Source organism: Streptomyces sp. ATCC 21386 (assembly GCF_018728545.1).
In the GTDB taxonomy this organism is placed as follows: Bacteria; Actinomycetota; Actinomycetes; order Streptomycetales; family Streptomycetaceae; genus Streptomyces.
On record NZ_JAAVVL010000001.1, the window covers coordinates 3,578,944 to 3,597,736 of the forward strand.

The 18,793-nt window shown below is 69.9% G+C and carries 13 protein-coding genes; 5 read left to right on the forward strand and 8 right to left on the reverse strand.

The annotated features are described in order from the left end of the window. The first annotated feature begins 109 nt into the window (after window positions 1–109). Entirely contained in the window at window positions 110–1,117 is a 1,008-nt protein-coding gene (locus GWK25_RS15625; RefSeq protein ID WP_215450833.1) for an SMP-30/gluconolactonase/LRE family protein, read from the forward strand. 120 nt (window positions 1,118–1,237) lie between these two features. Here the strand turns inward: GWK25_RS15625 and GWK25_RS15630 are convergent, their stop codons facing one another. The 6 genes from GWK25_RS15630 to GWK25_RS15655 form a co-directional block, all read right to left on the reverse strand. Continuing rightward, window positions 1,238–2,272, reverse strand: a complete 1,035-nt coding sequence (locus tag GWK25_RS15630) for a PAC2 family protein (protein WP_215450834.1) — start codon at window positions 2,270–2,272, stop codon at window positions 1,238–1,240. 157 nt (window positions 2,273–2,429) lie between these two features. Beyond that, the gene (locus GWK25_RS15635) at window positions 2,430–3,101 is read right to left on the reverse strand and encodes a FadR/GntR family transcriptional regulator (protein ID WP_215450835.1); all 672 of its coding nucleotides are present in this window, start codon (window positions 3,099–3,101) and stop codon (window positions 2,430–2,432) included. 338 nt (window positions 3,102–3,439) lie between these two features. Beyond that, window positions 3,440–5,056 (reverse strand): glycerol-3-phosphate dehydrogenase/oxidase, encoded by a 1,617-nt coding sequence (locus tag GWK25_RS15640; protein WP_215450836.1) that lies wholly within the window; start codon window positions 5,054–5,056, stop codon window positions 3,440–3,442. A gap of 55 nt (window positions 5,057–5,111) precedes the next feature. After that, a complete protein-coding gene (gene glpK / locus GWK25_RS15645; protein ID WP_215450837.1) occupies window positions 5,112–6,650 on the reverse strand; it encodes a glycerol kinase GlpK in 1,539 nt (512 codons plus the stop codon). A gap of 99 nt (window positions 6,651–6,749) precedes the next feature. Further along, window positions 6,750–7,547 (reverse strand): MIP/aquaporin family protein, encoded by a 798-nt coding sequence (locus tag GWK25_RS15650; protein WP_215450838.1) that lies wholly within the window; start codon window positions 7,545–7,547, stop codon window positions 6,750–6,752. Between the two features lie 282 nt (window positions 7,548–7,829). Then, a complete protein-coding gene (locus tag GWK25_RS15655; RefSeq protein ID WP_215450839.1) occupies window positions 7,830–8,594 on the reverse strand; it encodes an IclR family transcriptional regulator in 765 nt (254 codons plus the stop codon). A 394-nt stretch (window positions 8,595–8,988) separates the two neighbouring features. Here GWK25_RS15655 and metH point away from each other — a divergent pair, with 394 nt between their 5' ends. From metH to GWK25_RS15675, 4 genes are all read left to right on the forward strand, one after another. Next, complete coding sequence (gene metH / locus GWK25_RS15660) at window positions 8,989–12,513, forward strand: methionine synthase (RefSeq protein WP_215450840.1); 3,525 nt, start codon at window positions 8,989–8,991, stop codon at window positions 12,511–12,513. A 127-nt stretch (window positions 12,514–12,640) separates the two neighbouring features. Further along, complete coding sequence (locus GWK25_RS15665) at window positions 12,641–13,345, forward strand: HAD family phosphatase (RefSeq protein WP_215450841.1); 705 nt, start codon at window positions 12,641–12,643, stop codon at window positions 13,343–13,345. Window positions 13,346–13,751: 406 nt separating this feature from the next. Next, window positions 13,752–15,356: an ABC transporter substrate-binding protein gene (locus GWK25_RS15670; protein ID WP_215450842.1), complete on the forward strand. Its 1,605-nt coding sequence runs from the start codon at window positions 13,752–13,754 to the stop codon at window positions 15,354–15,356. 91 nt (window positions 15,357–15,447) lie between these two features. Beyond that, entirely contained in the window at window positions 15,448–17,031 is a 1,584-nt protein-coding gene (locus GWK25_RS15675) for an ABC transporter substrate-binding protein (RefSeq protein ID WP_215450843.1), read from the forward strand. Between the two features lie 95 nt (window positions 17,032–17,126). Here the strand turns inward: GWK25_RS15675 and GWK25_RS15680 are convergent, their stop codons facing one another. After that, window positions 17,127–17,798, reverse strand: coding sequence for a response regulator transcription factor (locus GWK25_RS15680; protein ID WP_215450844.1), 672 nt, complete (start codon window positions 17,796–17,798; stop codon window positions 17,127–17,129). Between the two features lie 15 nt (window positions 17,799–17,813). After that, the gene (locus tag GWK25_RS15685) at window positions 17,814–18,737 is read right to left on the reverse strand and encodes a PD-(D/E)XK nuclease family protein (protein WP_215450845.1); all 924 of its coding nucleotides are present in this window, start codon (window positions 18,735–18,737) and stop codon (window positions 17,814–17,816) included. Between the last annotated feature and the right edge of the window lie 56 nt (window positions 18,738–18,793).

The following is an 18,793-nucleotide window of genomic DNA, read 5'->3' on the forward strand; positions in this document are numbered from 1 at the left end:
TCGGTCGACGGGCGAAGGGCTGCGGGGTCGGTCGGCATGTGATGGGGTGACAGACGTCAGTTGAAGCCGGACCGGCCAGCTGCCGGTCCCTTCGTGGAAGGGACGCACAGTGGCACCCCCGCTCCCCCCGCACTCCCTCTCGGCTCGCCCCACCCCCCACCTCAGTAGGCGAAGACTGCTCACGACGTCGGCCGCGACCGCCGGCGCGCTGCTCGTCGGGGCCTCCTCCGCGTCCGCCGCCTCCGCCGCCGGCTCGGCCACCGAGGATCCGTGGCCCGACGTCATCCCCCTGCCCAACGGCTTCCGCCCCGAGGGCATCACCATCGGCACCGGCCCCTACGCCTACCTCGGCTCCCTCGGCGACGGCTCGATCTACCGCGCCGACCTGCGCACCGGCGCGGGCCGCATCGTCTCGGCGGGCCCCGGTACGCCCTCCGTGGGGCTCAAACTCGACGACCGGGGGCGGCTGTTCGTCGCCGGGCGCGGTCAGGGCGCCCGCGTGGTGGACATCCGCACCGGCGCGATCATCGCGTCGTACACGCTCACCACCAGGACGCCGACCTTCGCCAACGACGTCTTCCTCACCCCGGGCGCGGCCTGGTTCACCGACTCGTTCCAGCCCGCCCTCTACGCCCTGCCGCTCGGCCGTGACGGTCGGCTGCCGGGTGCGGACGAGGTCGTCACGGTCACCCTGAGCGGCGCCTGGACCCAGACGCCGGGCGAGACGGTCAACGCCAACGGCATCACCCGCACTCCGGACGGCAAGGCCCTCCTGGTCGTCCAGTCCGGTGTGGGCGCACTCCACCGGGTCGACCCGAGAACGGGCGTCACGACCCTCGTCGACCTGGGCGACGCGGCCCCCCTCACCAACGGCGACGGTCTGCTGCTGATCGGCCGGCGGCTCTACGTGGTGCAGAACCGGCAGAACGCGATCGACGTGTTCCACCTCTCCACCGACGGCCGCAGCGGCATCTTCGAGGGCCGCCTCAGCGACGCCGACTTCGACGTCCCGACCACGGTCGCGGCCCACAACAAACGCCTGTACCTGCCCAACGCCCGCTTCACCACGACCCCGACCCCGGACACGAGTTACGCCGTGGTGGCGATCAAGTGCTGAGTACCTGACCACTCCCGGTGCACTGCCCCGCGCCCCGAAAGGGGCGCGGGGCAGTGCACGACCAGCCACGACGAACCTGCGGATCCCGCGCAGCGTCACGGCAACGGCATCACCGGCGCACTACTCCTCCGACGAACCCTCGCCGTCACTCTCACTCTCGCTCTCGCTCTCGCTCTCGCCTGCGGCCTCCGGCCGCGGCGGCTTCGGCGGCCGCGTACGCCCCCCGGGGTTCTCCTTCGGGTTCCACGCGCCGGAGCCCGTGTCACCCCCGTCAGCCGTGGCATGCCCCCCGGCCGGACCGGCGGCGCCGGGCCCACCGTCACGGCGCCGCAGATACCGCTCGAACTCGCGAGCGATCGCCTCGCCCGACGCCTCCGGCAGCTCCGCCGTGTCCCGGGCCTCCTCCAGCGTCTGCACGTACTCGGCGACTTCGCTGTCCTCCGCCGCCAGCTGGTCCACGCCCACCTGCCAGGCACGCGCGTCCTCGGGCAGCTCGCCCAGCGGGATGCGCACGTCGATGAGGTCCTCCAGGCGGTTCAGGAGGGCCAGCGTCGCCTTCGGGTTCGGCGGCTGCGACACGTAGTGCGGCACCGCCGCCCAGAGCGAGACCGCGGGGACACCGGCGTGCGTGCACGCCTCCTGGAGGATGCCGACGATGCCCGTGGGGCCCTCGTACTTGGTCTCCTCCAGGTCCATCCGCTGCGCCAGGTCCGGGTCGGACGTGACACCGCTGACCGGGACCGGACGCGTGTGCGGGGTGTCGCCGAGCAGCGCGCCCAGCACCACCACCAGCTCCACGCCCAGCTCATGGGCGAAGCCCAGCAGCTCGTTGCAGAACGAGCGCCAGCGCATCGACGGCTCGATACCCCGGACGAGTACGAGATCGCGGGGCTTGTCGCCGCCCACCCTGACCACCGACAACCTTGTCGTCGGCCAGGTGATCTTCCGTACGCCGCCGTCCAGCCACACCGTGGGACGGTTCACCTGGAAGTCGTAGTAGTCCTCGGCGTCCAGCGCCGCGAACACCTCGCCCTTCCATTCCCGGTCCAGATGCGCGACCGCGGTGGAGGCGGCGTCGCCGGCGTCGTTCCAGCCTTCGAACGCGGCCACCATCACTGGGTCGATCAGCTCGGGAACCCCCTCCAGCTCGATCACCCAGCGCCTCCTTCCGACGTGCCCTCGCGTACGCCCCAACCTTACGGCGTGCCGAGGGGGCCTCCGCAGCCCCCTTGCACGGGGGAGTGAACGGATCACTGCCCCGTTCGCACGGCTCAAACACGCGTCGGCGGCCGAGCATCAGGTGATCAACTTCTCACAGGGACGATCGCAGCCACTGTTCCACGCTCGCGATGTGCACTGTCGCCCAGGAACGCGCGGCGTCGGCGTCGCGGTCGCGCAGGGCGGCCAGGATGGCGCGGTGCTCGTGCAGGGTCCGGCTGACGGCGTCCTCCTGGGTCAGTCCGCGCCAGATACGGGCCCGTGTGGTGGGCCCCGAGAGGCCGTCGAGCAGCGAGCAGAGCACGGAGTTCCCTGAGCTCTGCACGATGCCCCGGTGGAACTCCAGGTCGGAGGCGACCAGTTCCTCCACCGAAGGATCGGTGCCGAGCTTGTCCAACTGGGCCGCCAGCGCGTCCAGTTGCTGCTCGCTGATCTTCAGAGCGGCCATCGCCGTCGCCGCCGGTTCGAGGATCCGGCGTACGGCGAGGAACTCCAGGACCGTGTCGTCGCGGTGGAAGTCGACGACGAAGCTCAGCGCCTCCAGCAGGAGTTGCGGGTCGAGACTGGTCACATAGGTGCCGTCGCCCTGCCGCACGTCCAGGATGCGGATCAACGACAGGGCGCGCACGGCCTCGCGCAGGGAGTTGCGGGACAGCCCGAGATCGGCGGCGAGCTCGCTCTCCTTCGGCAGCCGGTCCCCGGGGCGCAGCGCGCCGGAGAGGATCATGTCCTTGATCTTCTCGATCGCCTCGTCGGTGACTGCCATGGCGGCCCCTCCTCGTCGTGTCAGGCCGTTCCGGTCGCTCCGGCCGTTCGGGCCGCTCCCGCTGATCCGATGGCTCCGGTTGATCCGGTCGTTCAGACATCCGATGTATCAGGCCATTATGAAGGCTCCGGCGTGTCTCTTCGGCCACAGTGCCTCAGGTCGGCCGGGCCGCCTCGTCGTCCGCGGGTGACAGGCAGGAGGAGCATCGTCGGGGGCAGACGCGAAGGGGCGGCTCCCTGGAGGGGAGCCGCCCCTTCGCGTGGTCCGGCCCCAGAGCGGAGGGGGCCGTCCCGCTCGGCGCCGACCCCGGTCAGGGGAGGGGCCGGACCGAGAGTCGGTCACTTCTTGTCGAGCACGTCCTGGACCTTCGCCCGGATCTCGTCCGTGGCCAGGCCCCGTATCGTCAGCGTCGTCCGCCGCCGCAGGACGTCGTCGGCCGTCTCGGCCCACTCGGTGTCGCGGGCGTAGACGACCTGCGCCCAGATCTCGGGCGCGTCCGGGTGGACGCGCTCGCCCAGCTCGGGGTTCTCGTTGGCCAGACGGGCGATGTCGAAGGCCAGGGAACCGTAGTGCGTGGCCAGGTGCCGCGCCGTGTCGGCACCCATCCGCGGCCCCGGGGCGGGTCGGTCCACCAGCAGCCGGTGGGCGACCGCGCGCGGGTTGGCGACACCCGGCAGCGGCAGCTTCTTCGGCAGCGTGGAGACCGGTTCGAAGTCCTCGCCCAGCGGGTGCCCGGGGAGCGCCTCCAGCTTCTTCATGATGGTGCGGCCGATGTGCCGGAACGTCGTCCACTTGCCGCCCGCGACGGACAGCATGCCGCCCCGGCCCTCGGTGACGACCGTCTCCCGCTTGGCCTTCGCGGTGTCACCGGGCCCGCCCGGCAGCACCCGCAGACCGGCGAAGGAGTAGGTGATGAGATCGCGGGAGAGCTGCTGGTCGCGGATGGAGAAGGCGGCCTCGTCCAGGATCTGGGATATGTCCTTCTCGGTGACCGCGACGTCCGCCGGGTCGCCCTCGTACATCTCGTCGGTCGTACCGAGCAGCAGCATGTCCTCCCAGGGGAGGGCGAAGGTGATGCGGTACTTGTCGATGGGTGTGGCGAGCGCGGCCTTCCAGGGAGCCGTCCGCTTCAGCACCAGGTGCGCGCCCTTGGAGAGACGGATGGAGGGGGCCGCGTTCGGGTTCTCCATCCGGCGCAGGTGGTCGACCCACGGCCCGGTCGCGTTCAGCACCAGCCGCGCGTCGACTCCGAATTCATCCCCGGACAGCCGGTCGCGCAGCTCGGCACCGGTGACCCGGCCCTTGGTGAAGCGCAGCCCGGTGACCTCGGCGTGGTTCAGGACCACCGCGCCCGACTCGACGGCCGCGCGGACCGTCATCAGCGCCATCCGGGAGTCGTTCATCTGGTCGTCGCCGTACACGGCGACGGCCTTGAGGTTGTCGGTGCGCAGCTCGGGTACGTCCTGCGCCGCCTTGGCGGGGGAGAGCAGGTGACCGACGCCGTCACCGAAGGCGGAGAGCGCGGAGTAGGCGAAGACGCCCGCCCCGAGCTTCGCCGCGCCGTGCGGCCCGCCCTTGTACACGGGAAGGTAGAACGTGAGCGGGTTCGCCAGGTGGGGGGCCACCTGGCGGGAGACCGCACGGCGCTCGAAGTGGTTCTCCGCCACCAGCTTCACCGCGCCGGTCTGCAGGTAGCGCAGACCGCCGTGGAGCAGCTTGGAGGAGGCGGAGGAGGTGGCGCCGGCGAAGTCGCCGGCGTCGACCAGAGCCACCCTGAGCCCGGACTGCGCGGCGTGCCAGGCGGTGGAGATGCCCAGGATGCCGCCGCCGATCACGAGGAGGTCGTACGACGCCTTGGCGAGCTGCTCCCGGGTCTCGGCACGGCTCGGGTTCGAGCCGGACGCCGGGCGCGTCCCCAGGGCAGGCAGGGTCTGCAGGGTGGTCTGACTGGTCATGTCGGGTTCTTACTCCTCATCAGAGCCGGATGTTCGGAGCCGTCGAGGGCCCCGCTCAGCTCTCGTCCTCGAGCCAGCCCATGGTCCGCTCGACGGCCTTGAGCCAGCTCTTGTACTCACGGTCGCGGGTCTCCGCGTCCATCCGGGGGGTCCACTCGGCGGCCCGGCGCCAGTTGGCGCGCAGGTCGTCGGTGCTGGTCCAGAAGCCGACGGCGAGACCGGCGGCGTAGGCGGCGCCGAGGCAGGTGGTCTCGGCGACCATCGGACGGACCACGGGGGCGTCCAGGAAGTCCGAGAGCGTCTGCATCAGCAGGTTGTTGGAGGTCATGCCGCCGTCGACCTTGAGGGCCGCGAGCTCCACGCCCGAGTCCTTGGTCATGGCGTCCGTGATCTCACGGGTCTGCCAGGCGGTCGCCTCCAGGACGGCGCGCGCGAGGTGCGCCTTGGTGACGTACCGGGTGAGACCGGCGATCACACCGCGGGCGTCGGAGCGCCAGTACGGGGCGAACAGACCGGAGAAGGCCGGCACGAAGTACGCGCCGCCGTTGTCCTCGACCGTGAGCGCGAGCGTCTCGATCTCGGCGGCGGTCGAGATGAGCCCCATCTGGTCGCGCATCCACTGCACCAGCGAGCCGGTGACGGCGATCGAGCCCTCCAGGGCGTAGACCGGCTTCTGGTCGCCGATCCGGTAGCCGACCGTGGTCAGCAGGCCGCTGTAGGAGTTGATGATCTTCTCACCGGTGTTCAGCAGCATGAACGTGCCGGTGCCGTACGTGGACTTGGCCTCGCCCTCGTCGAAACAGGTCTGGCCGAACAGGGCCGCCTGCTGGTCGCCGAGCGCGGAGGCGACCGGGATGCCGCCGAGCAGGTCGCCGAGTCGGCCGCCGGTGACCTCGCCGTAGACCTCGGCGGAGGAACGGATCTCCGGGAGCATCGACAGCGGGACGCCGATGGACTCGGCGATCTTCTCGTCCCACTCCAGGGTGTGCAGGTTCATCAGCATGGTGCGGGAGGCGTTGGTGACGTCGGTGTAGTGCTTGCCGCCGTTCACACCGCCCGTCAGGTTCCAGATGACCCAGGTGTCCATGGTGCCGAAGAGGATGTCGCCGGCCTCGGCGCGCTCACGCAGGCCCTCGACGTTGTCGAGCAGCCAGCGGGCCTTCGGGCCCGCGAAGTACGAGGCCAGCGGCAGGCCGGTCTCACGGCGGAACCGGTCCTGGCCGACGTTGCGGCCGAGCTCGCGGCAGAGGGCGTCGGTGCGGGTGTCCTGCCAGACGATGGCGTTGTGGACGGGCTCACCGGTGTTCTTGTCCCAGAGCAGCGTGGTCTCGCGCTGGTTGGTGATGCCGATGGCCTTGATGTCGTCACGGGTGATGCCGGCCTTCTCGATGGCCCCGGCGACGACCTCCTGGACGTTCGTCCAGATCTCGGTGGCGTCGTGCTCGACCCAGCCCGGCTTCGGGAAGATCTGCTCGTGCTCCTTCTGGTCGACGGAGACGATGCGTCCGTCGCGGTCGAAGACGATGCAGCGGGACGAGGTCGTGCCCTGGTCGATGGCGGCGATGAACGGGCCGGCGGTGTGGGCGTCGGTCACGGTGTGCTCCTGAAAGGTCAACTGGTCAACGGGCTGTACGTACGGCGCGTGCTGAGCGTTCCGCGGGAGGGCCCGCAGAACGGCGGCTCAACGGGTTCCTCAGGCGAATGCGACGTTGTAGAGGCCTGCGGCGATGGCGGCACCGATCAGGGGGCCGACCACCGGGACCCAGGCGTAGCTCCAGTCCGACCCGCCCTTGTTGGGCAGGGGCAGCAGGGCGTGCACGATGCGCGGACCGAGGTCGCGGGCCGGGTTGATCGCGTAACCGGTCGGGCCACCGAGGGACAGACCGATGGAGACCACGACGAGCGAGGTGATCAGGGCACCGAGGGTGCCGAGGCCCTTGCCCGAGTCGTTCAGACCCTGTGTGAGCACCGCCAGGACCAGCACGACGGTGCCGATGACCTCGGTGGCGATGTTCAGGACCGCGTTGCGCACCTCAGGGCCGGTGGAGAAGATGCCCAGCACGGGGCCGGCGCCCTTCTCCCGGGCCTCGATCGACTTGGCCTTGGTCCGCGTCTCCGCGTCACCGACGATCTCCTCGTCGGTCAGGTGGGCCTGGAACTGGCCGTAGTAGGCGATCCAGACCAGAGCGGCACCGATCATGGCGCCGAGCAGCTGCCCGCCCCAGTAGATCGGGACGTCGCCCCACTCGATGCCGTCCTTCTTCAGCGCGAGCGCGAGGGTGACGGCCGGGTTCAGGTGGGCGCCGGAGAGCGGCGCGGAGGTGTAGACGGCGGTGAGAACGGCAAAACCCCACCCGAAGGTGATGGCGAGCCAGCCGGCGTTACGGGCCTTGGAGGCCTTCAGGGTGACGGCCGCGCAGACGCCGCCGCCGAGCAGGATGAGTATGGCGGTACCGATGGTCTCGCCGATGAAGATGTCGGAGCTGGACACCCGCGACTCCTTTGTCCTTCGTCCAGGGGAAAGAGTTCGGCCCATGGCGTTGTCACACTCTAGCGCGTATTGCCGGTAGGTGTTCGACAATGTCGACCGATGGACGGGAGTCTTGCTCCGGCGTTACGGGCACGTCAAGAGCTGAGTTGTCGAAAACGCGATCGTTATTGATCGAACAGGCCCGTCGATCTTGGGGTGGCTGCTAGAGGCGCACACGCGGGTACGGCGAAGGCCGGGACACGGTGACGTGTCCCGGCCTTCGCCGCATTCGCGGAAGGGGGTTCAGAACCGCCCGGCGCCCAGGTCCCGCGACACCGCGCGGGCGCAGTCCCGTACGGCCGCGATCAGCTCGGGGCGCAGCTCGCCGTCGCGGCACAGCCGCTCCACGGCGCCGGTGATGCCGACCGCGCCGACGGGCATCCGCCGCCGGTCGTGGATGGGGGCGGCGATGGACGCCACGCCCTCCCAGGTCTCTTCGATGTCGGCCGCGTACCCGCGGGCGCGGGTGATGTCCAGGACGCCCTCGAAGTCGTCCAGCGCGTGCACGGTCCGGTCGGTGAATGCCTTGCGCTCGCTCTCCAGCACCTCGCTGTGCGCCACCGGGTCGTAGGCCGCCAGGACCTTGCCCAGGGCCGTGGAGTGCAGGGGCTGCATGGCGCCTATCTCCAGGACCTGCCGGCTGTCGTCGGGCCGGAAGACGTGGTGCACGATCAGCACGCCCTGCTGATGCAGCACCCCGAGGTGGACGCTCTCGCCGCTGGAGCGGGCCAGGTCGTCCGTCCAGACCAGGGCCCGCGCCCGCAACTCGTGGACGTCGAGGTACGTGGTTCCCAGCCGCAGCAGTTCGGCCCCCAACTGGTAGCGCCCCGAGGCGTCGTCCTGCTCGACGAACCCCTCCTGCTGGAGCGTGCGCAGTATGCCGTGGGCGGTGCCCTTGGCGAGGCCCAGCGACGAGGCGATGTCCGACAGGCCGAGCCGCCGTTCGCCGCCCGCGAGCAGGCGCAGCATCGCGGCCGCCCGTTCGAGCGACTGGATGTTCCGTGCCATCGCCGTCCTGCCTCCGTCCCCTTCGGCCGCCGTACGCGACTGAACTTCCATCGTTCGGCAATGTCGAACACTACCGGTCGTTGCCGACCTCTTGCTAATGGTCGACAACAGCTTTTCGGCCACGCGCACCGTGCGGTGGCATTCTCGTGCCCCTGCGGTGTCCGTCCGGTGCGCGCGGTGTGCCCGATGCGTCCGCGCGATGTCCGAAAGGTGCCGGAGTGGTGTCCGTCGTTGTTTTCGTCGTCGGAGTAAACCGCACCCGAGCGGGTGCGCCACGCCGGTCCGCCCCGTGGACGCCCCTGACCATCCGTGCCGCCCCGGGCTACGCTTGCCGCGTGCGCCTTCCGTGGGAAGCCGCAAAGCCGACAGCCGTCGCACTCCAGGGAGCAGCTCCATGGCCTCGTCGCCGAACACGTCCCTCACGTCCGCCGCCGCAGGCCGGGCCCGATCCGAGGCCCTCCGCGAGGCCCTCGCCACCCGTGTGGTGGTCGCCGACGGCGCGATGGGCACGATGCTCCAGGCGCAGGACCCCACACTGGAGGACTTCCAGCAGCTCGAGGGCTGCAACGAGGTCCTCAACGTCACCCGCCCCGACATCGTCCGCTCCGTGCACGCCGCCTACTTCGACGCGGGCGTCGACTGCGTGGAGACCAACACCTTCGGCGCCAACCTCACCGCACTGGGCGAGTACGACATCCCCGAACGCACCGCCGAGCTGTCCGAGGCCGGTGCCCGCATCGCCCGCGAGACGGCCGACGAGTACGCCGCCCGCGACGGACGGCAGCGCTGGGTGCTCGGCTCCATCGGCCCCGGCACCAAGCTGCCCACCCTCGGCCACACCACGTTCACCGCCATCCGTGACGCCTACCAGCAGAACGCCGAGGGCCTGCTGGCCGGTGGCGCCGACGCGCTGCTGGTGGAGACCACTCAGGACCTGCTGCAGACCAAGGCCTCCGTCATCGCGGCACGCCGCGCCATGGAGACCGCCGGCTACGAGGTCCCCCTGATCGTCTCCGTGACGGTCGAGACCACCGGCACCATGCTCCTGGGCTCCGAGATCGGCGCCGCCCTGACGGCGCTGGAGCCGCTCGGCATCGACATGATCGGCCTGAACTGCGCCACCGGCCCCGCCGAGATGAGCGAGCACCTGCGCCATCTGGCCCGCCACTCCCGCATCCAGCTCTCCTGCATGCCCAACGCGGGACTGCCGGTGCTGACCAAGGACGGCGCCCACTACCCGCTGACCGCCCCGGAGCTGGCCGACGCCCAGGAGAACTTCGTCCGCGAGTACGGCCTCTCCCTCGTCGGCGGCTGCTGCGGCACCACCCCCGAGCACCTGCGCCAGGTCGTCGAGCGCGTCCGGGACCTCACTCCCCCCGCCCGCGACCCGCGCCCGGAGCCCGGTGCGGCCTCCCTCTACCAGAGCGTGCCGTTCCGGCAGGACACCGCCTACATGGCCATCGGCGAGCGCACCAACGCCAACGGCTCCAAGAAGTTCCGTGAGGCCATGCTGGAGGCCCGCTGGGACGACTGTGTGGAGATGGCCCGCGACCAGATCCGCGAGGGCGCCCACATGCTCGACCTCTGCGTCGACTACGTGGGCCGCGACGGGGTGGCCGACATGGCCGAACTCGCCGGCCGTTTCGCCACCGCCTCCACCCTGCCGATCGTCCTGGACTCCACCGAAGTGGACGTGATCCAGGCCGGCTTGGAGAAGCTCGGCGGGCGGGCCGTGATCAACTCCGTCAACTACGAGGACGGCGACGGCCCCGAGTCCCGCTTCGCGAAGGTCACCCGACTGGCGCAGGAGCACGGGGCGGCGCTGATCGCGCTGACCATCGACGAGGAGGGGCAGGCCCGCACACCGGAGAAGAAGGTCGAGATCGCCGAACGGCTCATCGACGACCTGACCGGCAACTGGGGCATCCACGAGTCGGACATCCTCATCGACACCCTGACCTTCACCATCTGTACCGGTCAGGAGGAGTCCCGCAAGGACGGCGTCGCCACCATCGAGGCGATCCGCGAGCTCAAGCGCCGCCACCCGGACGTGCAGACCACGCTGGGCCTGTCGAACATCTCCTTCGGCCTGAACCCGGCCGCCCGCATCCTGCTGAACTCCGTCTTCCTCGACGAGTGCGTGAAGGCCGGCCTGGACTCCGCCATCGTCCACGCCTCCAAGATCCTGCCCATCGCCCGCTTCAGCGAGGAGGAGGTGCAGACGGCGCTCGACCTGATCCACGACCGCCGGGCCGAGGGCTACGACCCGCTGCAGAAGCTGATGGCCCTGTTCGAGGGCGCCACCGCCAAGTCCCTGAAGGCGGGCAAGGCCGAGGAGCTGGCCGCCCTGCCGCTGGAGGAGCGCCTCAAGCGCCGCATCGTCGACGGCGAACGCAACGGCCTGGAGGCCGACCTCGACGAGGCACTCCTGACCCGCGCCGCCCTCGACATCGTCAACGACACGCTGCTGGACGGCATGAAGGTCGTCGGTGAACTCTTCGGCTCCGGCCAGATGCAGCTGCCGTTCGTGCTGCAGTCCGCCGAGGTCATGAAGACCGCCGTCGCCCACCTCGAACCGCACATGGAGAAGTCGGACGCCGAGGGCAAGGGCACCATCGTGCTGGCGACCGTCCGCGGCGACGTCCACGACATCGGCAAGAACCTCGTCGACATCATCCTGTCCAACAACGGCTACAACGTCGTCAACCTCGGCATCAAGCAGCCGGTCTCCGCGATCCTGGACGCAGCCGCCGAGCACCGCGCCGACGTCATCGGCATGTCCGGCCTGCTGGTCAAGTCCACGGTGATCATGAAGGAGAACCTGGAGGAGCTCAACCAGCGCGGGCTGGCCGCCGACTACCCCGTCATCCTCGGCGGCGCCGCGCTGACCAGGGCCTATGTCGAGCAGGACCTGCACGAGATCTACGAGGGCGAGGTCCGCTACGCCCGCGACGCCTTCGAGGGCCTGCGCCTGATGGACGCCCTCATCGGCGTCAAGCGCGGGGTCCCCGGCGTCCAGCTGCCCGAGCTGCGGCAGCGCCGGGTGCGCCCCGCCGCGGCCACCGTCGTGGAGGACCGCCCCGAGGAGGGCCACGTCCGCTCCGACGTCGCCACCGACAACCCCGTGCCCACCCCGCCGTTCCGCGGCACGCGTGTGGTCAAGGGCATCCAGCTCAAGGAGTACGCGAGCTGGCTGGACGAGGGCGCCCTGTTCAAGGGCCAGTGGGGCCTCAAGCAGGCCCGCACCGGCGAGGGCCCCACCTACGAGCAGCTCGTGGAGACCGAGGGCCGGCCCCGGCTGCGCGGCCTGCTGGACCGGCTCCAGACCGAGAACCTGCTGGAGGCGGCCGTCGTCTACGGCTACTTCCCCTGTGTGTCCAAGGACGACGACCTGATCATCCTGGACGACGACGGCAACGAGCGGACCCGGTTCTCCTTCCCGCGCCAGCGCCGCGGCCGCAGGCTCTGCCTGGCCGACTTCTTCCGCCCCGAGGAGTCCGGCGAGATCGACGTCGTGGGCCTGCAGGTCGTCACCGTCGGCTCCCGCATCGGCGAGGAGACCGCCAAGCTCTTCGAGGCCAACTCCTACCGCGACTACCTCGAACTCCACGGCCTGTCCGTGCAGTTGGCCGAAGCCCTCGCCGAGTACTGGCACGCCCGCGTCCGCTCCGAGCTCGGCTTCGCCGGCGAGGACCCGGCCGCGATCGAGGACATGTTCGACCTGAAGTACCGGGGCGCCCGCTTCTCCCTCGGCTACGGCGCCTGCCCCGACCTGGAGGACCGCGCCAAGATCGCACAGCTCCTCGAACCCGAGCGGATCGGCGTCCAGCTCTCGGAGGAGTTCCAGCTCCACCCCGAGCAGTCCACCGACGCCATCGTCATCCACCACCCCGAAGCCAAGTACTTCAACGCGCGGTAAGGCCCCAGCCGGGGCTCGACCCTGGCGAAAGGCGCTTCCGCGCGCGGCGTCGTAGACTGGTCGGTCCACCGCAGGCCGGTTCCCCATCCGGGAACCGGCCTGCTCGTCCCCCAAGGAGGTGCGCCGGATGACCACGACGATTCCCGCGCCAGGAACCCGTACGGCCGAAGGCTCGGCCCTCCAGGCCGTGCTCCTCGACATGGACGGCACCCTGGTGGACACCGAGGGCTTCTGGTGGGACGTGGAGGTCGAGGTCTTCGCCGGCCTCGGGCACACCCTCGACGACTCCTGGCGGCATGTCGTGGTCGGCGGACCCATGACCCGCAGCGCGGGCTTCCTCATCGAGGCCACCGGCGCCGACATCACGCTCGCCGAGCTCACGGTGCTGCTCAACGACGGCTTCGAGGCCCGTATCGAGCGCACCCTGCCGCTGATGCCCGGCGCCGCCAGACTCCTCGCCGAACTCGCCGCGCACGGCGTCCCCACCGCCCTGGTCTCCGCCTCGCACCGGCGCATCATCGACCGCGTCCTGACCTCTCTCGGCCCCCAGCACTTCGCGCTGACCGTCGCCGGTGACGAGGTCGAGCGGACCAAGCCGTTCCCCGACCCCTATCTGCTCGCGGCCTCCGGTCTCGGCGCGGACCCGGCCCGGTGCGCGGTCATCGAGGACACCGCCACCGGTGTCGCCGCCGCGGAGGCGGCCGGCTGCCATGTGGTCGCCGTCCCGTCCGTGGCCCCCATCGCCCCCGCCGTCCGGCGCACCGTCGTGACCTCGCTGGAAGAGGTCGACCTGCCATTTCTGCGTGACCTGATGGCGATCACGGCCAATTGAAAGCCCAACGAATTCCAAGATCGCGCGACACCGCTCGGGACAGGGAATTCACCAGGCCGCGATGACTGAATTCCCGCGCGGGGGAATACCTTTCCACCTGTGACGTTGACCACTTCACAGGGCCCCTGAAGTGGTCGTCTGGCGCCCCCGAACCCCCGGTTCAGGGGCGTTCGGTGCGCCTTTGTGTCCCGATTGGCGAACGGTGCCCCAAACATTCCGTGGGTACTACATCGTTTGCGTCCACACCTGGTTCCGCAGCGTGATGGGAACTCAACTCCGGTGTGCGCGGGACCCTCTGGCCGTGCGGGCTAATCTCGACGCGAGAACATCGCCGTACTTCCCAGGACGCGCTCGCACCACCCCGCCGGCAGCCGTCCTGGAACCCAGCTTTGGAGAACAAGCGCGCATGAACCGCAAGACCTTGGTGCTGCCGGCCGTGATCGGTCTGCTCACCCCGGTACTCGCCGCCTGCGGTGCCACCGACAGCGCGGGCGACAGCGGGGACGCGATCGTCGTCGGCACCACCGACCGGTTCACCGCCTCCAAGCAGGCCCCGGCCCCGATCGACCCGGCCTACGCGTACGACGTCGGCACCTGGAACATCCTCCGCCAGACCGTCCAGACCCTCCTGGTCCAGCCGCGCGGCGACGGGGAACCGGAACCCGAGGCCGCCTCCCGCTGCTCCTTCACCGACACCGGCAACGAGCGCTACGTCTGCACCCTGCGTGACGGCCTGAAGTTCGCCGACGGCGACCCGATCACCGCCGAGGACGTGAAGTTCTCCATCGACCGGGCCCGCTCCCTCAAGGCCGACAGCGGTGTCTTCGCCCTGCTGTCCACCATCGACCTCGTCGAGACCAAGGGCGACAACGAGGTGATCTTCCACCTCAACAGCCCCGACGCGACCCTCCCGTACAAGCTGTCCACACCCGTCGCCGGCATCGTCAACCCGGACGACTACGACAAGGACAAGCTGCGCGACGGCTTCCAGGTCGACGGCTCCGGCCCGTACACCCTGGACGCCGAGGTCGAGAACAACGAGCTGGTCCGAGCGGTGTTCACCAAGAACCCCAACTACAAGGGCCAGTTGGACCCGAAGAACGACAAGGTCGAGCTGCGTTCCTTCGACGGCGCCGACGCCATGGGCACCGCCCTGAAGAACGGCGACATCGACCTGATGACCCGCACCATGACCCCGGAGCAGATCACCAAGCTCTCCGACGCGGCCGACAGCGACATCGACGTCGTCGAGTCCGCCGGCCTGGAGATCCGCTACCTCGCCTTCAACACCGAGGCCTCGCCGGTCAGGAGCACCGCCGTCCGCAGGGCCATGGCCGAGGTCATCGACCGCGGCGAACTCGTCGCCAAGGTCTACGGCTCCCAGGCCGAACCCCTCTTCTCCCTGGTCCCCGCCGGTATCACCGGCCACTCCAACTCCTTCTTCAACAAGTACGGCGACCCGGACGTCGCCAAGGCGAAGTCGACCCTGGAGACCGCCGGCGTCACCGCCCCGGTGAAGCTGACCCTCCACTACACGACCGACCACTACGGCGCAGCCACGAAGAAGGAGTTCGAGGTGCTGAAGAAGCAGCTCGACGACAGCGGCCTGTTCGACGTCACCATCAAGGGCACCCCCTGGTCCACGTTCCGCCCCGCCGAGCAGGAGGGCGAGTACGCGGTCTACGGCATGGGGTGGTTCCCGGACTTCCCCGACGCCGACAACTACCTCGCGCCCTTCCTCGACAAGGACAACTTCCTCGGCTCGCCCTACGCGAACAGCGAGATCCGCGGCAAGCTGATCCCCGAGTCCCGCCGTGCGGCCGACCGTCTCTCCGCCGCCGAGAGCCTTACCGGCATCCAGGACATCGTCGCCGACGACGTGCCGATCCTGCCGCTGTGGCAGGGCAAGCAGTACGTCGCCGCCCGCGACGACGTCACCGGCGCCGAGTACGCCCTCAACGCCGCCTCCACCCTCCAGCTCTGGGAGCTGGGCCGCGGCAGAAGCGACTGACCGGACTTCACCATCCCTCCAGGCAGGGGCCGTTCCGCCTCGGGGGAGCCCGGAGTGCCCGCAATGCACCGACGACACAAGGCATCCATACGTGAACATGCGCACCCAGTGGCCTGTCCTGACCATCGCGACAGGGCTCGCCGCCGGCCTGCTGACCGGTTGTGGCTCCGACTCGGGGGGATCCGGGGGCTCCGGTTCCAACGTCGTGGTGGGGATGTCCGACGACGTCCTGGCCACCGACCCCGCCTCCGGCTACGACCCAGGGTCCTGGCTGCTCTTCAACAACGTCTTCCAGTCGTTGCTGAGCTTCCCCAACGGCGCCACCGAGCCCGAACCGGACCTCGCCGAGGAGTGCTCCTTCGAGGCGGGCGGCACCACGGTCTATGAGTGCACCCTCAAGGAGGGTCTGAAGTTCAGCAACGGTGAGGCGCTCACCGCGAAGGACGTCAAGTTCTCCTTCGACCGCATGCTGAAGATCAACGACGACGCCGGCCCCGCGATCATGTTCCCCATGCTCGACAAGGTCGAGACCCCGGACGACAAGACCGTCCGCTTCGACCTGAAGTACGCCGACGCCACCTTCCCCAGCAAGATCGCCTCCGGCGCCGGCTCGATCGTCGACGAGAGCTCCTACGACGCCGACGGACTCCGCGAGGACGGCGAGGCGGTCGGCTCCGGCCCCTACAAGCTGGAGTCCTTCGGCGAGGACGAGGCCGTCTTCACCGTCAACGAGAACTACCAGGGCCCCGCCGACATCGAGAACAGCGGCGTCACCCTCAAGTTCTTCCACGGTGACCAGGACGCCCTGAAGAAGGCCCTGCTGGAGGACGACCTCGACGTCACCTACCGCGGCCTCAGCGCCTCCGACATCTCCGACATCGAGACCGACACCTCCACCGCCAGCGGCATCGAGATCGTCGACGGCACCGGCGCCGAGGTGCAGCACCTCGTCTTCAACATGGACGACCCGGTCACCGGCAAGCTCGGCGTCCGCCAGGCCATCGCCTACCTCCTCGACCGCGAGGCCCTCGTCGACGAGGTCTACCAGGGCACCGCCACCCCGCTGTACTCGATCATCCCGGCCGGCATCACCGGCCACAACACGGCCTTCTTCGACACCTACGGCGCCCGCCCGTCCAAGGCCAAGGCCGAGGCCGCGCTCCGCGCCGACGGCATCGACGGCAAGGTCGAACTGACCCTCTGGTCCACCCCGTCGCGCTACGGCCCCTCCACCGACCAGGAGTTGGAGGCCGTCGCCAAGCAGCTCAACGACAGCGGCCTGTTCGACGCCGACGTGAAGTCCGTCGCCTTCGACCGGTACGAGAAGGACATCGCCGCCGGCAAGTACGGCGTGTACGTCAAGGGCTGGGTGCCCGACTACCCGGACCCCGACAACTTCACCGGCCCCTTCTTCGGCAAGGGCAACGTGCTGGGCAACAACTACGACAACTCCACCATCACCGGTGACCTCCTCACGAAGACCGCCGCCGAGAGCGAGCGCTCCTCCACGGAGAAGGAGTACGCCGAACTCCAGAACATCGTCGCCACCGACGTCCCGCTCATCCCCATCTGGCAGGCCAAGCAGTACGCCGTCGTCCGCGACGACGTCTACGGCCTGGAGTACTGCCTGGACGCCTCCACCGTCTTCCGCTTCTGGGAGATCAGCAAGGACTGACACGAGCACGGGCCGACACCACGGCCCCGTACGACCGAGGGCGCTCCCTTCCACAAGAAGGGAGCGCCCTCGGGGCGTTGACAGGTCGCCGCCGACTACTGCGCGCCGGGGCGCACCAGCCCGCTCTCGTACGCGTACACCGCCGCCTGCACCCGGTCCCGCAGTCCCAACTTCGTCAGCACATGGCCCACATGCGTCTTCACCGTGGTCTCGCTGACGAACAGATCGGCGGCGATCTCCGCGTTCGACAGCCCCCGGGCCACCAGCTTCAGCACCTCGACCTCACGGTCCGTCAGCGTGTGCAGCGTGTCCGGCACCGGCTCCTCGCCCGAGGGCAGATGCACCGCGTACTTGTCCAGCAGCCGGCGCGTGATGCTCGGCGCGAGCATCGCCTCCCCGCCCGCCACCACCCGGATCGCCTGCACCAGCTCATTGGCCGGCGCGTCCTTCAGCAGGAACCCGCTGGCGCCAGCCCGCAGCGCCTCCACCACGTACTCGTCCAGATCGAACGTGGTCAGCACCAGCACCTTGGCCGGGCCGTCCCGCCCGGGACCGGTGATCTGACGGGTCGCCTCCACCCCGTCCATCCGGGGCATCCGGATGTCCATCAGCACCACATCGGGCTGCAGCGCCCGCACCTGGTCGAGCGCCTGGAGGCCGTCCCCGGCCTCCCCGACGACCGCGAGATCCTGCTCCGCCTCCAGAATCATCCGGAACCCGGTACGCAGCAGCGGCTGGTCGTCGACCAGTAGGACGCGGATGGCCACGAAAATCTCCTTCGGCTAGTCCGGCCCCATTCTGCCCTGCCCCTCGCCGGCCGACTCCGGTGACCTCACCTGGAGGGGGTACGGCGGGGGAGTACCACCGAACTCCGGGCACACCGACCGGTGGTCGCACCAGCCGCACAGCTTCGTCGGCCGCGGACGCCAGTCACCGGTCTCCGTGGCCAGCCGGATCGCCTCCCACAGCGCCAGCAGCTTGCGCTCCACCCGCTCCAGATCGGCGACCACGGGGTCGTACGTCAGCACGTCCCCACTGCCCAGATAGACCAGCTGAAGCCGGCGCGGTACCACCTGCTTCAGCCGCCACACCACCAGCGCGTAGAACTTCATCTGGAACAGCGCGCCCTCGGCGTACTCCGGTCGCGGCGCCTTCCCCGTCTTGTAGTCGACGATCCGCACCTCGCCGGTGGGCGCCACATCGACCCGGTCGATGATCCCGCGCAGCCTGAGCCCCGACTCCAGCTCCGCCTCGACGAACAACTCCCGCTCGGCCGGCTCCAGCCGCGTCGGGTCCTCCAGCGTGAACCAGCGCTCCACCAGCCGCTCGGCCTCCGCCAGCCAGCTCGCCAGCCGCTCACCCTCCGCGTCGTCCGCGAACAGTTCCACGACCTCCGGCCTGGTCTCCCGCAGCCGGTCCCACTGCCCCGGCACCAGCGACCTGGCCCGCGGCGCCGTCCGCTCGGCCGCAGGCGCGTCGAAGAGTCTCTCCAGCACCGCGTGCACCAGCGTGCCGCGGGTCGCCGCCTCGCTCGGCTTCTCCGGCAGCCGGTCGATCACCCGGAACCGGTACAGCAGCGGGCACTGCATGAAATCGCTGGCGCGCGACGGCGACAGCGAGGCGGGCGGCGCGGCGGCGCGCACGACAGGACGGTCGCCCTCGCCACCCGCAGGAACGGCGGGGGTGCCGTCGGTGCTGGTTTCCATGACCACAGACCATACGGCCCACCACTGACAGTGACCGTCACGGGCCCGGACGACCA